The sequence below is a fragment of the Paenibacillus sp. FSL M8-0212 genome (assembly GCF_038004645.1).
Taxonomy (GTDB): Bacteria; Bacillota; Bacilli; order Paenibacillales; family Paenibacillaceae; genus Paenibacillus.
On sequence record NZ_JBBORP010000001.1, the window covers coordinates 3,400,167 to 3,420,316 of the forward strand.

A 20,150-nucleotide genomic window follows, 5' to 3' on the forward strand; every position below is an offset into this window, starting at 1 on the left:
GCGGGCGGTTTCCTGCTGATATTCAGGTATAAAGCCTATCTACAAACAATCTCTAATACGGGAGTGTGTCGATGTGAGAGAGAATACGAACAAGCAATATGGATTAACGCAAGCCCAGCGCCGGATATGGTTCATGGAAATTATGAATCCGGGCACATCCATCACGATGCTTTCCGCGACCTATCAGATTACAGGCGAGATCGACACCAAGCTGCTTGAGCAAGCGGCGGCAGAGATTGTCAAAACCTATGACGCTTTCCGAATCCGCATTAGCGGGGATATGCAAAATCCAACGCAGTGGTTCGAAGAGCTGGAGAATGTCCAAGCCAGGATAAGCCACCTCGAAATAGGCACAACCGAACAATTCTATGCTTGGGTGAAAGAAGTAACCGAAAAACCGGCCAGTGTGTTCGACGAACACCTCTATCAATTCACGATGATCCATTTTGCAAACGGCCAAGTATGGCTTAATTTGACTGTAAATCATATCATTGCTGATGGCTTGTCCGTCACTGCTTTGCTGCATGCGGTGATGGAAAAATACCTGGAACTGCGCAAAGGCATCTCCAGCAGTTACCAGGCCCCTTCCTATCTGGATTATATTTCAACTGAACATGAATATGAGCAATCGCAGCGTTATCAAAAAGGCAAGGAATACTGGCTGACCAAGTACAACACTTTGCCTGAAACGAGCGGCATTAAATCGGTTCCGCCATTCTCGATTGGCAGCGAATCGAATAAACGTTCCATCACTTTGGATGGTTCCCAGTATGACCGCATTCTGGCTTTTAGCGAACAATATCAGGTCAGTTTATATACGTTATTTTTGTCCGCCATGTACGTCTTATTGTGTAAGCTGACCGACAGCACCGATGTTCCGGTCGGCACGGTTTTTGCCAATCGCACCAGCAAGAAGGAAAAAGAAACGATCGGTATGTTCGTCAGCACCGTGGCTACGCGGATTAATCTGAATCCAGATGGGTCCGTGCTTTCCTTGATCCAAACGGTTTCCAAGGAAAATACGGCGGATCTGCGACATCAGAAGTATCCTTATAACCAATTGATCCAGGATTTACGTGAACAACACGGCCGCAACGATCTTTCGGAGCTGTTCCGCACGTCTCTGGAATATCTGCCTTTGAAAATCGTGGAGTACGAAGAAATCAAGGTGCGTCTGGAGGCTCACTTTGCTAGGCACGAGATGGACGATCTACTGCTGCGCTTCGACCATATGCTGAATGAAGGCCATGTCATTCTCCATGCTTCCTATCGTACCGGCCTGTTCGAGACGACCGAGATTGACCGCATTATGGAACAGTATGTAACCGTTCTGGACCAGTTTCTTGAGACTCCCGAACTGCGGGTGCATGAGATTTCTCTGTTGAGCGATGAGGAGAGACACCGTATTCTGGACGTGTTTAACCCGCCGGTGGCAGCACTGAGCGAGGGAATAGCGTTTCATCGGTATGTCGAAAAGTTTGCCCGAGACATTCCGGATCACCCGGCAGTTGTTTACATGGACAAACAGCTGACTTACGGCGAATTGAACGAACGCGCCGAGCGACTGGCTGCGCTCCTTCGTGAACAGGGCGTGGGAAGGGAGACGATTACGGGGATCTGGGCGGAGCGCTCGGTGGAACTGCTGGTTGGTGTGCTCGCCGTATGGAAAGCCGGTGGAGCTTATGTGCCGCTGGACCCCGATTATCCGGCGGAGCGGATTGAGTACATGCTCAGCGATAGCGAAGCATCGGTGCTGCTTACGCAGCGTCATCTGTTGGAGGGGGCCGGAGGTTGGTTGGCCGATGACCGACTGAAGCTTCAAGCTGTCTATGCGATGGACGATGAACAGATGTATAACGGGGATACCTCAGCCGTGGAATTTGAATCTGCTAATAGTGCCCCGCAAGACTTGGCTTATGTGATTTACACCTCGGGTACGACGGGACGCCCAAAAGGCGTCATGATTGAGCATGGTAGTCTCATGAATACGGCGGATGCGTACCGCCGTGAGTACCGGTTGGATCAGTTCCCGGTGCGGTTGCTGCAACTGGCGAGCTTCTCGTTTGACGTGTTCGTTGGAGACATCGCGCGGACGCTGTATAACGGAGGCACGATGGTAATTGTGCCAAAGGATGACCGGATTGATCCGAACCGCTTATACGGATGGATTCGGGACCAAAACATTACGGTATTTGAATCGACACCTGCGCTTATCCTGCCGTTCATGCAGCATATTTATGAAGAAGGGCTGGACGTCAGCTCCATGCAGTTGCTGATTACCAGCTCGGATGCTTGCAGTGTAACCGATTACCGATTGCTGCAGGAAAGATTCGGCGGACAATTTCGCATCATCAACAGCTACGGCGTTACCGAAGCGGCCATTGATAGCAGCTTTTACGATGAGGCGTTGGACAAGCTGCCATCGTTGGGTCATGTGCCGATCGGCAAAGCCTGGCTGAACGCCCGGTTTTACATTGTCGATGCAGGGTTAAAACCGGTTCCTGTAGGGGTTCCGGGTGAGCTTGTCATCGGCGGCGCCGGGGTAGCGCGCGGGTATTGGAACCGTCCGGACCTAACCACCGAGAAGTTTGCAGACAGCCAGTTTGTGCCTGGCGAACGTCTATATCGGACAGGAGATTTGGCCCGCTGGCTGGAAGACGGCAACGTTGACTTCATCGGCCGGATCGACTATCAGGTGAAAATTCGCGGGTTCCGGATCGAACTCGGCGAAATTGAAACGGCCCTTTTGCGTTTCCCGGGGGTCAAGCAGGCTGTGGTGACTGACCGTACGGATGAGCAGGGGCAAAAGTATTTGTGCGGTTACGTGGCGGGGGATGTTTCCTTGCAGCTGAGCGATCTGCTGTCCCAATTGAAGCAAGAGCTGCCGGCCCATATGGTCCCGGCCCGACTGGTGTCTCTTGATCAGCTTCCGCTCACACCAAATGGCAAGATTGACCGTAAAGCGCTGCCTGAACCGACCGGAGAGATAGAAGCCGGCCGTGAGTATGTGGCTCCTCGCACAACGCTGGAAACAAGACTTGCTTTTATTTGGCAGCAGGTACTGGGTATTGTGCGAGTTGGAGTCCAAGACGATTTCTTTGACCTGGGTGGTCACTCCTTGCGGGCCTCCGCGCTTGTTTCCAAGATTCGAAAAGAGCTGCAAGTCGAGGTTCCACTGCGGGACGTTTTCCGCTACACCACGGTCGAACAGCTTGCCCAAAAAATTAGCGGTTTAAAGCAGCAAGAAACGTATGAGATTACAAAGGCGGCAGAGGCCGAGTACTATCCGGTTTCATCCGAGCAAAAGCGTCTGTACGTCCTGCGCCAGCTTGACGCGGCCGAGCGTAGCTACAATATGTCGGCGGCGCTTCTTCTCGAAGGCAAGCTGGACCGCACGCGCGTAGAGTACGCGTTCCGGGCGTTGATTCAGCGCCATGAGACGCTGCGTACCGGGATCGAGCAGGTTCAAGGTGAGCTTGTGCAGCGCATCTATGACGAGGTGGAGTTTGCTGTAGACTATTTCCAGGCGAGCGAGGGAGAAGTGGACCATGTGGTGGAAGCATACTATCACCCATTTGATCTGACCAAGCCGCCACTTCTTCGCATCGGCCTGATCGAAGTCGCCGAGGATCGCCACATTCTGCTGTTTGATATGCACCATATCGTCTCGGATGGCATCTCGACAGCGCTGCTTTTCGACGAGTTCAGCCGCCTGTATCGGGGTGAGGAGCTGGCTCCGTTGCGTATTCAATACAAAGATTATGCCGTTTGGCAGCATTCCGAAGCCTACGGGCAGTTGATCCAGCCGCAGAAGGAGTACTGGCTGGAACAGCTGACGGGCGAGCTGCCTGTATTGGAACTTCCGACGGACTTCCCGCGGCCGGCGGTGCAAAGTTTTGACGGCCGGACCGTGAAGTTTGATATTGGGAAAGAACGGACGGAGAAGCTGAGAGAACTGGCCGCACGGACGGGCACGACCCTGTACATGGTGCTGTTGTCTGCTTACTCGATCCTTATGCATAAATATTCGGGTCAGGAAGATCTGATCGTGGGAACGCCGATTGCCGGAAGAACGCAGGAAGAAGTGCAGCCAATCGTAGGTATGTTTATCAACACGCTTGCCATTCGCAGCCAGCCGGAGCGTTCCAAGCCGTACCTTAAGTATTTGGAAGAAATGAAGGAAATCACACTCGGGGCTTTTGAAAACCAAAATTATTTGTTCGAAGATTTGGTGGAAAGTCTTCACATTCCTCGCGCGACCGGCCGGAATCCGCTCTTTGATACGTTCTTCTCCCTGCAAAATACGGAGAATGAGCAAATTGTCATCGAGGGGCTGGAGCAATCGTTTTATCCGTTGGAAAACCGAACGTCCAAGTTCGAGCTGCTTCTGGATATTTCGGAGCTGGATGGTCAGCTCGAATGCCGGTTGGAGTACGCTACGGCTTTGTATAAACAGGAGACTGCGGAGCGGTTCGCCAGACATTATGACAAGCTACTCGAAACTATCGCAACAGCGCCGGAAGGGGATATTGCTTCACTGGAAATGCTAACGGAGCAGGAAATCCGTGAACTGGTGCGCGGTTTTAATGATTCGGAGGCAGACTACCCGCGTCAGCAGACGATTCATGGCTTGTTTGAAGAGCAGGCGAAGCTTTACCCGGATAACGTGGCCGCGGTCATGAATGAGCGGCAGTTGACCTACCACGAACTGAACGAGCGATCCAACCGCCTTGCGCGTAAACTACGGGAGACAGGAGTTGAAACGGATCAGTTGGTAGCGATTCTGGCCGAACGTTCGCTTGATATGGTCGTCGGCATTCTGGCGATTCTCAAAGCGGGCGGAGCCTACGTGCCTGTCGATCCCGACTACCCGGAGGAACGCATTCGCTTCATGATTGAGGATTCGGGCGCACCGTTATTGCTGATTCAAAAGCATTTGCATGAGAAGACCGACTTCGCAGGAACGCGCCTTGAATTGGACGATTTCGTTTGGGACGACAAAGGGGCGGAATCCGCTGGTGAGTTGGACGCTTCGAATCTGGAGCCAATTTCTGGCCCGGGTAACTTGGCTTATGTCATCTACACATCGGGAACGACCGGCAAACCCAAAGGCACGTTGATCGAGCATAAAAACGTTGTGCGCCTTTTGTTCAACGACAAGAACCTGTTCGACTTTGGGCCGTCTGACACGTGGACGTTATTCCACTCATTCTGCTTCGATTTCTCCGTCTGGGAGATGTATGGAGCGCTGCTGAATGGAGGAAAGCTGGTTATCGTACCGCCGCTTACGGCGAAAAATCCGGCCGAATTCCTGGCACTGCTGAGCCGCGAACGGGTCACGATCTTGAACCAGACGCCAACATATTTCTACCAACTGCTGCGTGAGGTTTTAGCGGACCATGCGTACGATCTGAGGATTCGCAACGTCATCTTCGGTGGCGAAGCGCTCAGCCCGCTGTTGCTCAAGGGTTTTAAGACGAAGTACCCAGAGACAAAGCTGATCAATATGTACGGTATTACCGAAACGACGGTTCACGTAACGTATAAGGAAATTACATGGATCGAGATGGAGGCGGCGAAGAGTAATATCGGCAAGCCGATCCCGACGCTGAGCGTGTACGTTCTGGATGGAAACCGTCGTCCTGTTCCGATCGGCGTAGCAGGCGAAATGTACGTGGCCGGGGAAGGCCTGGCGAGAGGATACCTGAATCGCCCGGATTTGACGGCGGAAAAGTTCGTTGATTCTCCGTTTGCGGAGGGGGAGAAACTGTATCGTTCGGGTGACTTGGCGGTCTGGCTGCCGGACGGCAACATTGAATACCTCGGCCGAATCGACCATCAAGTCAAAATCCGCGGGTACCGAATCGAGTTGGACGAAATTGAGACCCAACTGCTGAACGTGGAGGGCGTGGAAGAAGCGGTGGTGCTCGCCCGTCAGGACAACGGGGGCGAAAAGGCGCTTGTTGCCTACTTTGTGGCGGACCGGACGCTGACGGTTAGCGAAATGAGAACCTCGCTGGCCCAGGGAATGCCGGGATATATGATCCCGTCGTACTTCGTGCAGCTGGAACGCATGCCACTGACGTCCAACGGCAAAGTGGACCGCAAAGCACTGCCGGAGCCGCAAGGTAGCCTGCAAACGGGCGTTGAATACGTAGCCCCTCGTAACCTTACGGAGTCCCAGCTTGTGAAGATATGGGAGGAAGTTCTGGGCAACTCCGGCATTGGGGTCCTGGACAATTTCTTCGAGCTCGGAGGGCATTCCTTGCGGGCGACAAACCTTGTCAGCAAGATTCGGAAGGAAATGAACGTGGAATTTCCGCTTCGCGATGTGTTCCGTTATATGACGGTAGAATCGATGGCAGGGGCTATTGCCAGCTTGGAAGAATCGCAGCACAGCTCGATTCCAAAAGCGGAAGAGAAAGCGTACTATCCGGTTTCCTCTGCACAAAAAAGGCTGTACGTCCTGCATCAGCTGGATAGCTTGGAGCTGAATTATAACCTTCCAAGCGCCTTACAATTGGAAGGCGCTTTGAACGAGGCCAAAGTAGAAGATGTGCTGACTACTTTGATGGCCCGGCACGATATGCTTCGCACCGGTTTTGAAATCATGAATGGGGAGCCGGTTCAGCGTATTCATCCGCTCGTCGCTTTCAAAGTCGAGAAGATTCAAGCAAGCGAAGACCAGGTTGCAGCCATTCTCGAAGGCTTCATTCAGCCTTTTGACTTGACCCAGCCGCCTTTGCTGCGCGCCCTGTTGATTGGATTGGAGAAAGAAAAATTCCTGCTCGCGCTGGATATGCATCACATTGCTTCCGACGGCCTTTCCATGGATGTGCTGCTACGCGAATTTGTGCGGCTGTACAATGGGGAAGAATTGCCGGAGCTGCGGATTCAATACAAGGATTACGCCGTTTGGCAGCAATCCGAGGAACAGCGTCAACGCATCAAACGACAGGAAGAATACTGGCGCGGGGTATTCAGCTACGAGCTTCCGGTTCTTGAGCTGCCTCTTGACTACTCCCGTCCAGCCGTTCAGCAGTTTGACGGTCAAACGCTCACGTTTAGGCTAGATGCGGAGAAAGGCGAAGCTCTCAAACAGCTTGCCAGCGATTCGGGGGCAACGTTGTACATGCTTCTGCTGGCTGCGTACTCCGTATTGCTGCATAAATACGCGGGACAGGAAGATATCGTAGTCGGCACTCCGATTGCCGCTCGTTCTCACGCCGACGTGCAGCCGATAATCGGCATGTTTGTCAATACGCTGGCTCTTCGCTTGGGTCCGACGGCAGAGCGGACGTTTCTGGATTACTTGCAGGAAGTGAAGGAAACGACACTTGGAGCCTACGAGCACCAGGACTATCCGTTTGAGGAGCTGGTAGAAGCTCTTCAGGTGAGCCGGGATTTAAGCCGAAATCCGCTGTTTGACACCATGTTTTCTTTGCAAAAGCACGAAAGCCTGGATTTAACTCTTGAAGGCTTGCAATGGTCACTGTATGACATCGAGGAAAAGACGGCAAAGTTTGATCTTAGCTTGGACATCGTGGAAGAGGGTAACGAGTTGGTTTGCAAGATCGAGTACGCTACCTCGTTGTTTAGACAGGACACGATGGTACGGCTGGCGGGTCATTACGAGCAGATTTTGGCGTCGATCCTGGCTCAGCCGGGTGCGCGGATTTCGGATTTGGATATATTGACGGACAGCGAAAAGGATAATTTATTGGTCGGGTTTGACGTGTCGTCTTCGGCTCTGGTAAAGCAATCCGCCACAGAGGGTGCAGGTCTGGAAGCGGATGAGTCGTGGAGAGGGAGAACGTTCCACGAGCGATTCGAGGAGCAGGTGGAGCGCACTCCGGGAGCGCTGGCGGTTGTCTACGAAGACAGCAAGCTGACGTATACGGAGCTGAACGCCAAAGCGAATCGTTTGGCGTATGTACTGCGGGCACGCGGGGTGAAGCCGGAACAGGTGGTCGGCATTCTGGCCGGCCGTTCAGCGGAGCTGTTGATCGGGGTACTCGCCGTATGGAAAGCTGGCGGTGCTTATGTACCGCTTGACCCCGACTATCCAGCGGAGCGGATCGAATATATGCTCGCGGACAGCGGGGCATCGGTCCTGCTTACGCAGACCTGCCTGCTGGAGCAGGCGGAAACTTGGCGCAGCGACGGAGCTCTAACGCTGCAAACAGTGCTTGCACTTGATGACGCCACGACGTACAGCCTCGGCGCGGCGGAAACAGCTGTAGGCGTACAAGCTTTGGGCGAAGCGGGGGCAGAGGCGGAGGCTTTGGCGCAAGTGGCAACGGCTGCTGTCGAAACTTCTGCCACGGCAGAAGCTGAGCAGAACGTACAAGTGGCGGATCTCGCATCAAATCCGGCAAATGTTAACAAGCCAGGTGATCTGGCTTACGTCATCTACACCTCCGGTACGACGGGCCGTCCGAAGGGCGTGGCAGTGGAACACGGCAGCTTGGTGAACACGGCGGCGGGCTACCGGCGGGACTACCGTCTGGATCAGTTCCCGATCCGACTGCTGCAACTTGCCAGTTTCTCGTTTGACGTGTTCGTTGGTGACATTGCACGGACGCTGTACAACGGTGGAACTATGGTCATCGTGCCGAAGGAAGACCGAATTGATTCAACCCGCCTCTATGGCTGGATTCGCGACTACGCCGTGACAGTGTTCGAATCAACTCCTGCGCTGGTTGTGCCGTTCATGGAGCATGTGTATACCGAGGGTCTGGACCTCAGCTCGATGCAGTTGCTGATCACAAGCTCGGATGCGTGCAGTGTAGCAGATTACCGCACCTTGCAGGAGCGCTTTGGCTCGCAGTTCCGTATTATTAACAGCTACGGCGTAACGGAAGCAGCGATTGACTCTAGCTTCTATGACGAGCCGCTGGAGAAGTTGCCGAACACGGGCAGCGTGCCGATCGGGAAAGCGTGGCTGAACGCCAAGTTCTACATCGTGGATGCAAATCTGAAGCCGGTGCCGATCGGGGTGCTCGGCGAGCTGGTTATCGGTGGAGCGGGTGTGGCCCGCGGTTACTTGAACCGCCCGGATTTGACGGCGGAGAAATTCGTAGATAGCCCATTCACCGCTGGGGAGCGGTTGTACCGGACGGGTGATCTGGCACGCTGGATGCCTGACGGCAACGTAGATTTCATCGGCCGAATCGACAATCAGGTGAAAATTCGCGGTTACCGGATCGAGCTTGGTGAGATCGAAGCGGCCATGAAAAATGTTGCCGAGGTGCGTCAAGCGCTTGTCATCGACCGGACGGACGAGCGGGGGCAGAAATATTTGTGCGGGTATGTCGTTGTGGATTCCAGCTTTGATCTGGAAGGGCTTGTGGCCCATCTGGACGCCGTACTGCCTTCTCATATGGTACCTTCGCGCATCATGCGTCTGGATCAACTACCGCTTACACCGAACGGCAAGATCGACCGTAAAGCGTTACCTGTGCCGGAAGGAAGCATTCGTGCCGAGGCTGCATACACGGCGCCGCGTACTCCTGCCGAGAAAGCACTCGCGTTGGTCTGGCAGTCAGTGTTAGGCGTGGATCAGGTTGGCACCATGGATAATTTCTTTGCGCTTGGTGGGGATTCAATTAAAGCTTTACAGGTATCTTCTCGTCTTTTGCAAACGGGGTACAAGCTGGTCATGAAAGATTTGTTCCATTACCCGACGATTTCCGCCCTTAGTTTGCGGTTGCAAACAGCGGAGAGAACGGCAAGCCAATCCGAAGTGACGGGAGAGGTGATCCTGACCCCGATTCAGCGCTGGTTCTTTGAACAAAATCCGGCCGACGTTCATCACAGCAACCAGGCGATCATGCAGTTCTCCAAGCAAGGGTTTGATGAAAAAGCTTTACGCCAAGTGGTGTGTCAGCTTATCGTGCATCACGATGCTCTTCGTACGGTTTATCGTCAAACCGAGAATGGTTATACCGCCTGGAACCGAGGCGCCGGGGAGAACGAAGTGCTGTTCGATCTGGAGGTTGTCGATTTCAAGGGAACCCTCGACGTGAAAGAAGCGGTAGAGGCTAAGGCAAATGACATTCAAGCAAGCATTGATCTGGAAAACGGTCCGCTGGTGAAGCTGGGTTTGTTCCGCTGTGACGACGGCGACCACCTGCTCATCGCAATCCATCACTTGGTCGTAGACGGCGTATCCTGGCGGATTCTGCTTGAGGATTTTGCTGCCGCCTATGAGCAGGCGCTGCAAGGGCAGCCGATCCGTCTGCCGCTCAAAACGGATTCATTCCAAACGTGGGCGAAACAGCTCGCTGATTATGCGAACGGTCCGGCGATGGAAAGCGAGAGAGCGTATTGGCAGCATATCGAGCAATTGACCTATGAGCCGCTTCCGAAAGATTTTGAACAAGGCACAGCCAAGCTGAAGGACAGCGGGCTCGTGACCGTCCGCTGGACGGCGGAGGAAACCGAACAGCTGCTGAAGCAGGCACACCGTGCTTACCATACGGAAATGAACGATTTGCTTCTTGCCGCGCTTGGCCTCGCGGTACAAGCTTGGAGCGGTCGGGAACGCGTGCTGGTGAATCTCGAAGGCCACGGTCGGGAAGAACTTTTGCCGGATGTGGACATTACGCGCACGGTAGGCTGGTTTACAAGCCAATTCCCTGTCGTTCTGGAGCCGGGTCACGTCCAGGCGCTCGGTCATCAGGTGAAACAGGTGAAAGAAAACTTGCGCCACATTCCGAACAAAGGAATCGGCTACGGCATCCTGCGTTATTTGTCGGCGCCGCATGACGGCGAGCGTTTTGCTTTGGAGCCGGAGATCAGTTTTAACTATTTGGGTCAATTCGACCAGGATTACGAAAGTAGTGGCTCGCAGCCGTCTCCGTTCAGTCCGGGCTCCGATTCAAGCCCAAATGCTGTGATGGATTATGTCCTCGATATCAACGGTATGGTGTCGGAAGGTGTGTTGGAACTCACGATCCGTTATGGGGAAACCCAGTATCAACGGGAGACGGTTGAACGCCTGGGCACCTTGCTTGAATCGAGTTTGCGTGAAGTCATCAGCCATTGCGTATCAAAAGAGCGGCCGGAGCTTACGCCTAGTGATGTGCTGCTTCAAGATGTGACGGTGGAGGAACTGGAGCGGCTGTCCGAACATACGGCGGCACTCGGCGAACTGGAGAATGTATACACCCTGACTCCATTGCAAAAAGGGATGTTGTTCCACAGCTTGCTGGATGCCGATTCGGAAGCTTACTTCGAACAGGTGACCTTCGATCTGTATGGAAGCCTGAATGTGGAAGCCTTCACCCGCGGATTGGATACGCTGGTACAGCGAAATGAGGCGCTCCGGACCAATTTTATTACCGGCTGGAGAGACGAGCCGATTCAAGTGGTATTCCGCGAGCGGAAGTGTGAAGTGTATTTTGAAGATATTCGCTCGGCAAGAGATGAACATCCGGAGAAGACAATAGCCGATTTTGTCAGCGCGGATAAAGCGAACAAGTTTGATTTGGCCCAAGACTCTCTTATGCGTGTGACCGTTTTGCGCACAGGCGACGAGTCCTACCATGTGATCTGGAGTCATCATCACATTTTGATGGATGGTTGGTGCATGTCCTTCATGATCAAGGAAGTGTTCGACACTTACTTTGCGTTCCAAGAGCAGCGGACGCTGGAGCTTCCTCCGGTTACCTCGTACTCTCGGTATATCGAATGGCTGGAAGCTCAAGATGTAGCGAAAGCTTCGGGTTACTGGTCTGAGTATTTGGCGGGTTACGATCAGCAGACCAAGCTGCCGCAGGAGAGAACGCAGCTGAAACAGCATGCTTTTGAAATGGCTGAAATTGATGTGGAACTCAGCAAAGGACTGACTGGACAAATTGAGCGTGTGGCGCGCCAGCAACAGGTGACACTCAACACGTTTATGCAGACTGTATGGGGACTGGTCCTACAGATATACAACAACAGCGAGGATGTCGTGTTCGGCTCCGTTGTATCCGGGCGTCCGGCGGAAATTCCAGGCATCGAAAGTATGATCGGCCTGTTTATTAATACGATCCCCGTCCGTATTCAAGGCAAAGCCGAGGAAACGGTAGCCGATATTTTGAGAAAAACCCAGGATCAAGCGCTGACATCGGGAGCTTACGAAACGTTCCCGCTGTTCGAAATTCAGTCGCTGAGCGAGCAAAAGAGTGACTTGATCAACCATATTATGGTCTTTGAAAATTATCCGATGGAAGAACAGATTGAGCAGGTTGTCGGCGGAGGACAAGGAGCGCTGAAAATCGCTAATATCCAATCGCCGGAACAAACGAACTACGATCTGGACATTACCGTCATTCCGGAAGAGCATATTTTGCTGCGGTTTACGTACAATGCACTGACATTCAGAGAGCAAGACATCAGGCAGATCCACGGTCATTTTGCCCGTGCATTGGAGCAGGTTGCGGCTAATCCGAATGTTCGTGTACATGAGTTAGAGCTTTTGACGGCGGCGGAAAAAGAAGAAATTGTCGGCGTGTTTAATCCGGTGCAGCCGGAAGTGGCTCCTGTGGCAGCGTTCCATCGACTGTTCGAGGAACAGGCGGAACGCACACCGGAAGAGGAAGCCGTCGTGTACGAGAACGATCGGCTGACGTATGCGGAGCTGAACGAGCGGGCGAATCGCTTGGCGACAACTTTGCGTGCAAGCGGCATCGGCCGGGAGGAGATTGTTGGTATTCTCGCCGAGCGTTCGGTAGACCTGCTGGTGGCCGTGCTGGCCGTCTGGAAAGCGGGCGGGGCGTATGTACCGCTCGACCCGGATTATCCGGCAGACCGGGTGCGGTTCATGCTGGAAGACAGTGGAGCAAAGGTACTGCTGACACAAACGCTGCTGCGAGAGCGTGCCGAATCCTGGCTCGGCGAAGAGGAACTAGCACTGGAGACGGTGCTGTATCTCGATGACGAAACGTCATACAGCGAAGATCGAGCGAATACACCGCTTGGCTCCAGCATGGTTTCAGGTCTGGTCTCTGGCGAGCTGACGGGTGCTGTGAACGACCGTAATGAGAGTCACCCAAATGATGTTGATTTTGTCGGTATGGGCAGCTTCCATGAAGCCCGTCCGGAGGATCTGGCGTACGTCATCTACACGTCGGGAACAACGGGTAAGCCCAAGGGTGTAATGATCGAGCACCGCAGCCTGGTGAACACGGCAGCGGGCTACCGACGGGAATACCGGTTGGATCAGTTTCCGGTAAGGCTTTTACAGCTCGCAAGCTTTTCGTTTGATGTGTTCGTGGGCGACATTGCGCGGACGTTATACAACGGCGGTACCATGGTGATTGTACCGAAGGACGACCGGATCGATCCGTCTCGTCTGCACTACTGGATAGAGCGGGAGCAAGTGACGATCTTTGAATCAACGCCGGCGCTGATCGTACCGTTTATGGAGTACGTGCATGAGCAGGGGCTGGAGTTAAGCGGGATGGAGCTGTTGATCACAAGCTCGGACAGCTGTAGCGTGGCAGATTACCGGACCTTGCAGGAACGGTTCGGACCGTCGTTCCGCATCATTAACGCCTACGGTGTGACGGAAGCGGCAATTGACTCCAGTTTCTATGACGAAGAGTTGGCGAAACTGCCGCAGACAGGCCATGTGCCAATTGGCAAAGCGTGGTTGAATGCGAAGTTTTACATCGTGGATGCACATCTGAATCCCGTACCCGTCGGTGTGTTGGGCGAGTTGGTTATCGGCGGAGTCGGGGTAGCGCGCGGGTACTTGAACCGCCCAGAGCTGACGGAAGAGAAGTTTGTAGACAGCCCTTTCACCGCGGGTGAGCGGTTGTATCGCACGGGAGATTTGGCGCGGTGGATGGAGGACGGCAACGTGGACTTCATCGGCCGGATCGATAACCAGGCAAAAATTCGGGGCTACCGGATCGAGACGGGCGAAGTCGAAGCAAAGCTGCTGAGTGTAGGTGGCGTGAAGGAAGCGGTCGTTGTTGTCAGGGAAGATCAAGAAGGGCAGAAAGCGTTGTGCGCTTATTATACAGTGGAAAAAGGCTTGACGGCGGCAGATTTGAAACGGGCGATCTCCAGCGAGCTACCGGGATATATGATTCCGTCGTATTTCGTCGAACTGGAGCAATTGCCTCTAACGCCGAATGGGAAAATTGACCGGAAGGCGCTGCCAGCGCCGGAAGGGGGAGCAGGCGGAGGCCGCGAATACGTGGCGCCGCGCACCGAACTGGAGGCAAAATTGGCCGCCATTTGGCAGGAAGTGCTTGTTCGGGAGAAGGCGGTAGGCGTAACGGACAACTTCTTCGACCTCGGAGGACACTCCCTGCGGGCGACAACACTTGTCAGCAAAATGCATAAGGAGCTGGGCGCCCAATTCCCGCTTCGCGACGTATTCCGCTACTCGACAGTTGAGGAAATGGCTGTGGCTATGGAGCGGTTAGAGGTTGGCTCGTTTACGGCTATTCCGGCTGCGGAACCTAGCGAGTATTATCCGCTCTCTTCCGCGCAGAAACGTCTCTATATCTTGAACCAGCTGGAAGGAGGCGAGCTGAGCTACAACATACCGGGAGCCATGCTGCTCGAAGGGCAGCTCAACCGGCAGCGGTTTGAAGAAGCATTCCGCGGGCTTGTAGCTCGTCATGAAACGCTGCGTACGGGCTTTGAGATGGTTGAAGGCGAAGCGGTTCAGCGAATTTACGAAGATGTCACCTTCCAGGTGGAATATGTGCAGATCAGCGGGGAGCAGGCGGAAGAAACGGTGCGCCAATTCGTTCGTGCGTTTGATCTAGCGAAGCCGCCACTTCTGCGGGTGGGCATTGCCGAACTCGCGCCGGACCGGCACATCCTGATGTTCGATACACATCATATCGTATCGGACGGCGTTTCAATGGACGTACTGATCGAAGAGTTTGTGCACTTGTACAGCGGGGAGCCGCTCAAGCCACTCCGCATTCAGTACAAAGATTATGCAGTATGGCAGCATTCGGATGAGCAGAAAACGCAGCTTGCCAAGCAGGAAGCCTACTGGATTGACATGTTCCGCGGAGAACTGCCAGTTCTGGAAATGCCGACGGACTATCCGCGCCCGGCTATGCAGAGCTATGAGGGCCGCACGCTGCAATTGTTTATGAATATTGAGAAAAGCGAAAGTCTGAAACGGCTTGCAGCTGAGAACGGCGCAACGCTTTACATGGTTCTGCTTGCGGCATATAACGTGCTTCTGCATAAATATTCAGGTCAGGAAGACGTGGTGGTTGGTACGCCGATTGCGGGCAGAAATCATAGCGACGTTCAACCGCTGATCGGGATGTTTGTTAATACATTGGCCATCCGCAGTTACCCGGCTGCCGGTAAGACGTTCCTTGAATACTTGAAGGAGATCAAGGAGACAACGCTGGGTGCTTTTGAACATCAGAATTATCCGTTTGAGGAACTGGTGGATAAGGTAAACGTGGCTCGTGATTTACGCCGTCATCCACTGTTTGATACGATGTTTGCTTTGCAGAATACAGAAAATGTGGAAATCCAGCTTCCGGGACTGCATCTGTCGACGTATGTCAGCGAAGAAATTGTTTCCAAATTCGATCTTAGCTTGGACGTTACGGAGATTGAGGATGGTTTGGAATATCTGTTTGAATACGCCACGGCTCTATACAAAACCGAAACGGTGGAGAAGTTGGCTGCCCACTACTTGCAGCTGCTTGAATCCATTCTCCGCAACCCGTCGGCGACGATTTCCGAGTTGGATATTTTGACACTAGCGGAAAAAGAAGAAATTGTCGGCGCGTTTAACCCGGCGCAACCGGAAGAGGCTCCTATGGCAGCGTTCCATCGACTGTTCGAGGAACAGGTGGAACACACGCCGGAAGCGGAAGCCGTCGTATACGAGAACGATCGGCTGACGTATGCGGAGCTGAACGAGCGGGCGAATCGCTTGGCGGCTACGCTGCGCGGAAGCGGCATTGGCCGAGAGGAGATTGTTGGCATTCTCGCCGAGCGTTCGGTCGATTTGCTGGTGGCCGTGATGGCCGTCTGGAAAGCGGGAGGGGCGTATGTACCGCTTGATCCGGATTATCCGGCGGACCGCGTGCGGTTTATGCTCGAAGACAGCGGAGCGAAGGTGCTGCTTACGCAAACGCCGCTGCGAGAGCGTGCCGAAGCCTGGCTCGGTGAAGAGGAACTGGCACTGGCGAAGGTGCTGTATCTCGACGACGAAACGTCATACAGCGAGGAACGGAGCAATGTGCCAATGGACTTTGGCCAAGGCTCCAACAGTGCTCCCAATCCAGTCAACGGCAAGCTAACGGGGGCTGTGAACGGTGGTGGCGAGAGTCATCCAAATGATGTTGATGTTGTCGGTATGGACAGCTTCCATGAAGCCCGTCCGAAGGATCTGGCGTACGTCATCTACACGTCGGGAACGACGGGCAAGCCAAAAGGCGTGATGATTGAGCACCGCAGCCTGGTGAACACGGCAGCGGGCTACCGACGGGAATACCGGATGGATCAGTTCCCAGTTCGGCTACTGCAACTCGCCAGCTTCTCGTTTGACGTGTTTGTGGGCGATATTGCTCGCACGTTGTACAATGGCGGCACCATGGTCATTGTACCGAAGGACGATCGGATTGATCCGTCTCGTCTGCACTACTGGATAGAGCGGGAGCGAGTGTCGATCTTTGAATCAACACCAGCACTGATCGTACCGTTTATGGAATACGTGCATGAGCAGGGGCTGGAGTTATGCGCGATGGAACTGTTGATCACAAGCTCGGACAGCTGCAGTGTAGCGGATTACCGTACCTTGCAGGAGCGGTTTGGCTCGTCGTTCCGCATTATTAACGCCTACGGTGTGACGGAAGCGGCAATTGACTCCAGTTTCTATGACGAGGAGTTGGCGAAACTGCCGCAAACAGGCCATGTGCCGATTGGCAAAGCGTGGTTGAATGCGAAGTTTTACATCGTGGATGCACATCTGAATCCCGTACCCGTCGGTGTGCTGGGCGAGCTGGTCATCGGCGGCGTTGGCGTAGCACGTGGGTACTTGAACCGTCCAGAGCTGACGGAAGAGAAGTTTGTAGACAGCCCTTTCACCGCGGGTGAGCGGTTGTATCGCACGGGAGATTTGGCGCGGTGGATGGAGGACGGCAACGTGGATTTCATCGGCCGGATTGACAATCAAGCGAAAATCCGGGGCTACAGGATCGAAACGGGTGAGATTGAGTCGCAGTTGCTGCGGGTGGTAGGTATACGCGAAGCGGTGGTGCTGGTTCGAAGTGATGCGAACGGGCAAAAGGCGCTGTGCGCGTACTACACAACGGATATCGAACTGACGGCGGCCGACCTGAAACGAGCGATCTCCAGCGAGCTGCCGGGTTACATGATCCCGTCGTATTTCGTCGAACTGGAGCATTTACCTCTGACACCAAACGGGAAAATCGACCGGAAAGCGCTGCCGGCGCCGGAAGAGGGAGCAAGTGCAGGGCGCGAATACGTGGCGCCGCGCAACGATCTGGAGACGAAATTGGTCTCCATCTGGCAGGACGTGCTTGGGTCAGTTAAGATTGGTGTGACGGACAACTTCTTCGACCTCGGCGGTCACTCGCTGCGGGCGACGACGCTGGTCAGCAAGGTGCACAAGGAGCTGCACGTGGACCTGCCACTGCGCGATGTATTCCGGTACTCGACTATTGAAGCGATGGCTGAAGTGATTAGCCGATTGGAGCAGCAGGAGTTCCTTTCCATTCCGGTTCTGGATAAAAGGGAGTATTACCCGCTTTCCTCTGTGCAAAAGCGGCTTTACATCCAGCAGCAGATGGAAGGCGCCGAACTTAGCTACAACATGTCCGGCATGACGGTTCTCGTCGGGCGCTTGGAGCGGAATCAATTCGAGGCGGCGCTCAAATTATTAATCGCTCGTCACGAAGTTTTGCGAACTGGCTTCGAAATGGTCGACGGTGAACCGGTACAACGGGTTTATTCGGACTTGGAGTTTGCCGTCGAGTATACAAAAGCGACGGAAAGTGAAACGAAAAGCATTGCGGATGCCTTCGTACGTGTCTTTGATTTGGAGCGGCCGCCGCTGCTGCGTGTGGGCTTAGTTGAATGGGAAGCGGAACGTCATCTGCTTATGCTGGACATTCATCATATCGTCACGGATGGCATGTCGATGGGTATCTTCATCGAAGAGCTGCTACGCCTGTATAACGGTGAGACACTGGAACCACTTCGGATTCAATACAAGGAATTCGCCGCTTGGCAGCAGTCCGAGCCTGTAAAAGAACGGCTGAAACGCCAGGAAGCCTACTGGCTGGACATGTTGGAAGGTGAACTGCCAACGCTTGAGTTGCCTACGGACTTTGTCAGACCTGCCGCTCGCAGCTTTGAGGGAGATGTGCTGCCTTTCAGTATCGACAAGAAGATGACCGACAGCTTGCAGCGCATTGCCGATGAGAACGGTGCTACCCTATATATGGTGTTATCGGCGGCCTATTCAATCCTGCTCAGCAAGTACTCGGGACAAGAAGACTTCATTGTAGGCACACCGGTTTCGGGCCGCACACATGCCGACCTGGAGCCGCTCATCGGAATGTTTGTCAACACTTTGGCGATTCGACATTATCCATCCGGGGAGAAGACGTTCCTTGTTTACTTGAACGAAGTCAAAGAAACGATGCTGGGGGCCTACGACCATCAGGATTATCCGTTTGAAGAACTCGTGAAAAAGCTGCAGGTGCCGCGCGATCAAAGCCGCAATCCTGTATTCGATGTCATGTTTGCGCTGGAAACGAAGGAAGATAACGTTCAAAGCTTCGGGGATATCCAGATCGAATCTTATCCGGAATTGCATGCGGTTTCCCAATTTGACCTTACCTTGGTCATTTCGTTGCTGGATGAGGGAATGAACGGGCAGTTTGAATATGCAACCAAGTTGTTTACGCGCAATCTGATCGACAATTTTGCTCAGGACCTGCTCGTGATCATCAACCAAATTGGCGAACAGCCTTCGGTGCTGTTAAAGGATATTTCCCTGAACGGGCAATCCGAACAGGAGCAAGATGAGCTAGAGGCTATTAATATTATTTTCTAATCCCTTACCCGGCTTGGGTGGAAATGGATCATTTAAGCACGTTATATGCGACATTCGGTATATTGAGGAAGTGGTAATGAAAAATTGTGGTAGTTTCACGACTTTTTTATCACCTGACAAAAGTATTTAAGTTATGTAACAAAGGGTCCTGATGACAGTTGTCATCAGGACCCTTTGTTTATGAACGTATAGTTAATGTTCCTATGTCCAAATCAGTATGAGGCTATTATAATGAAAGCCTTTAACTGATATAGGATGAGTACTCTGGTATTATGGGATGCACCGTGATTTTCATCTATTTTTCAGACTTAGTATTTACTATAGCATCATCCATAGTCATTTTAGTCTTGAGAGTAGCTGTTGGTCACGCCCAACTCGTAATCGTTTCAACGGGGAGACGATAGGAAGGATAGCCATCTTTTGCTGCTTTACCTATGGAGATCAACATCACGGGCTGGAACCGTTCTTTATCCAGGCCGAACGCTTCGGCGATCTGACCTTTGTCATAGCCGGCCATAGGGTTCGTATCATAGCCATGAGCACGGGCAACGAGCATGAGTTGCATGGATATGAGGCCTGAGTCAATGAGGTTCATATCACGCAATTCGGATACGTTTATGTTCGCATAATAAGGTTGTACCTGCTGCATCTGCATATCCATGATGTCTTGGGGCATGTACCCAAGTTCCACTGATTTGCTGAAAATCTCTTCCATGTATTCAACGTTGTTGGCATCGTAAAACACAGCAATGACAGCCGAAGACGTTAGTGCCTGTGTCTGGTTAAAAGAGGCCAGTGGTGCAAGTTTCTCTTTGCCTTCAGCACTGTCGATAACAAGAAAACGCCAAGGTTGCATGTTAATGGCCGAAGGGGCACGTGAAGCTTTCGCCAGTATTTCGGTCATCTCCTCGCGGCTGATCTTCACTTCAGGGTCGTAGACTTTAACGGAATGGCGCTCCAAGACGATGGTATCAAAATCATTTGTTTTGTTGAATTGACCGGTAATTGTGTTCATATTGAAATCTCTCCTCATATCTATATTGGTGAGAGTAGGGTATAAATTATATCTCCATCTGTC

General features: G+C 53.2%; 2 protein-coding genes. One reads left to right on the forward strand and one right to left on the reverse strand.

The genetic code is table 11. The features are described from left to right. The first annotated feature begins 73 nt into the window (after positions 1 to 73). Positions 74 to 19,072: a non-ribosomal peptide synthase/polyketide synthase gene (locus MKX68_RS15040; RefSeq protein ID WP_340912617.1), complete on the forward strand. Its 18,999-nt coding sequence runs from the start codon at positions 74 to 76 to the stop codon at positions 19,070 to 19,072. 364 nt (positions 19,073 to 19,436) lie between these two features. Here MKX68_RS15040 and MKX68_RS15045 read toward each other — a convergent pair whose 3' ends face one another. Continuing rightward, entirely contained in the window at positions 19,437 to 20,087 is a 651-nt protein-coding gene (locus MKX68_RS15045; RefSeq protein WP_340912620.1) for a nitroreductase family protein, read from the reverse strand. Positions 20,088 to 20,150 lie beyond the last annotated feature (63 nt).

What these genes read in the sequence shown, in the direction of transcription:
- MKX68_RS15045 (WP_340912620.1), bottom strand. Translation starts at nt 20,087, where the DNA reads ATGAACACAATTACCGGTCAATTCAACAAAACAAATGATTTTGATACC.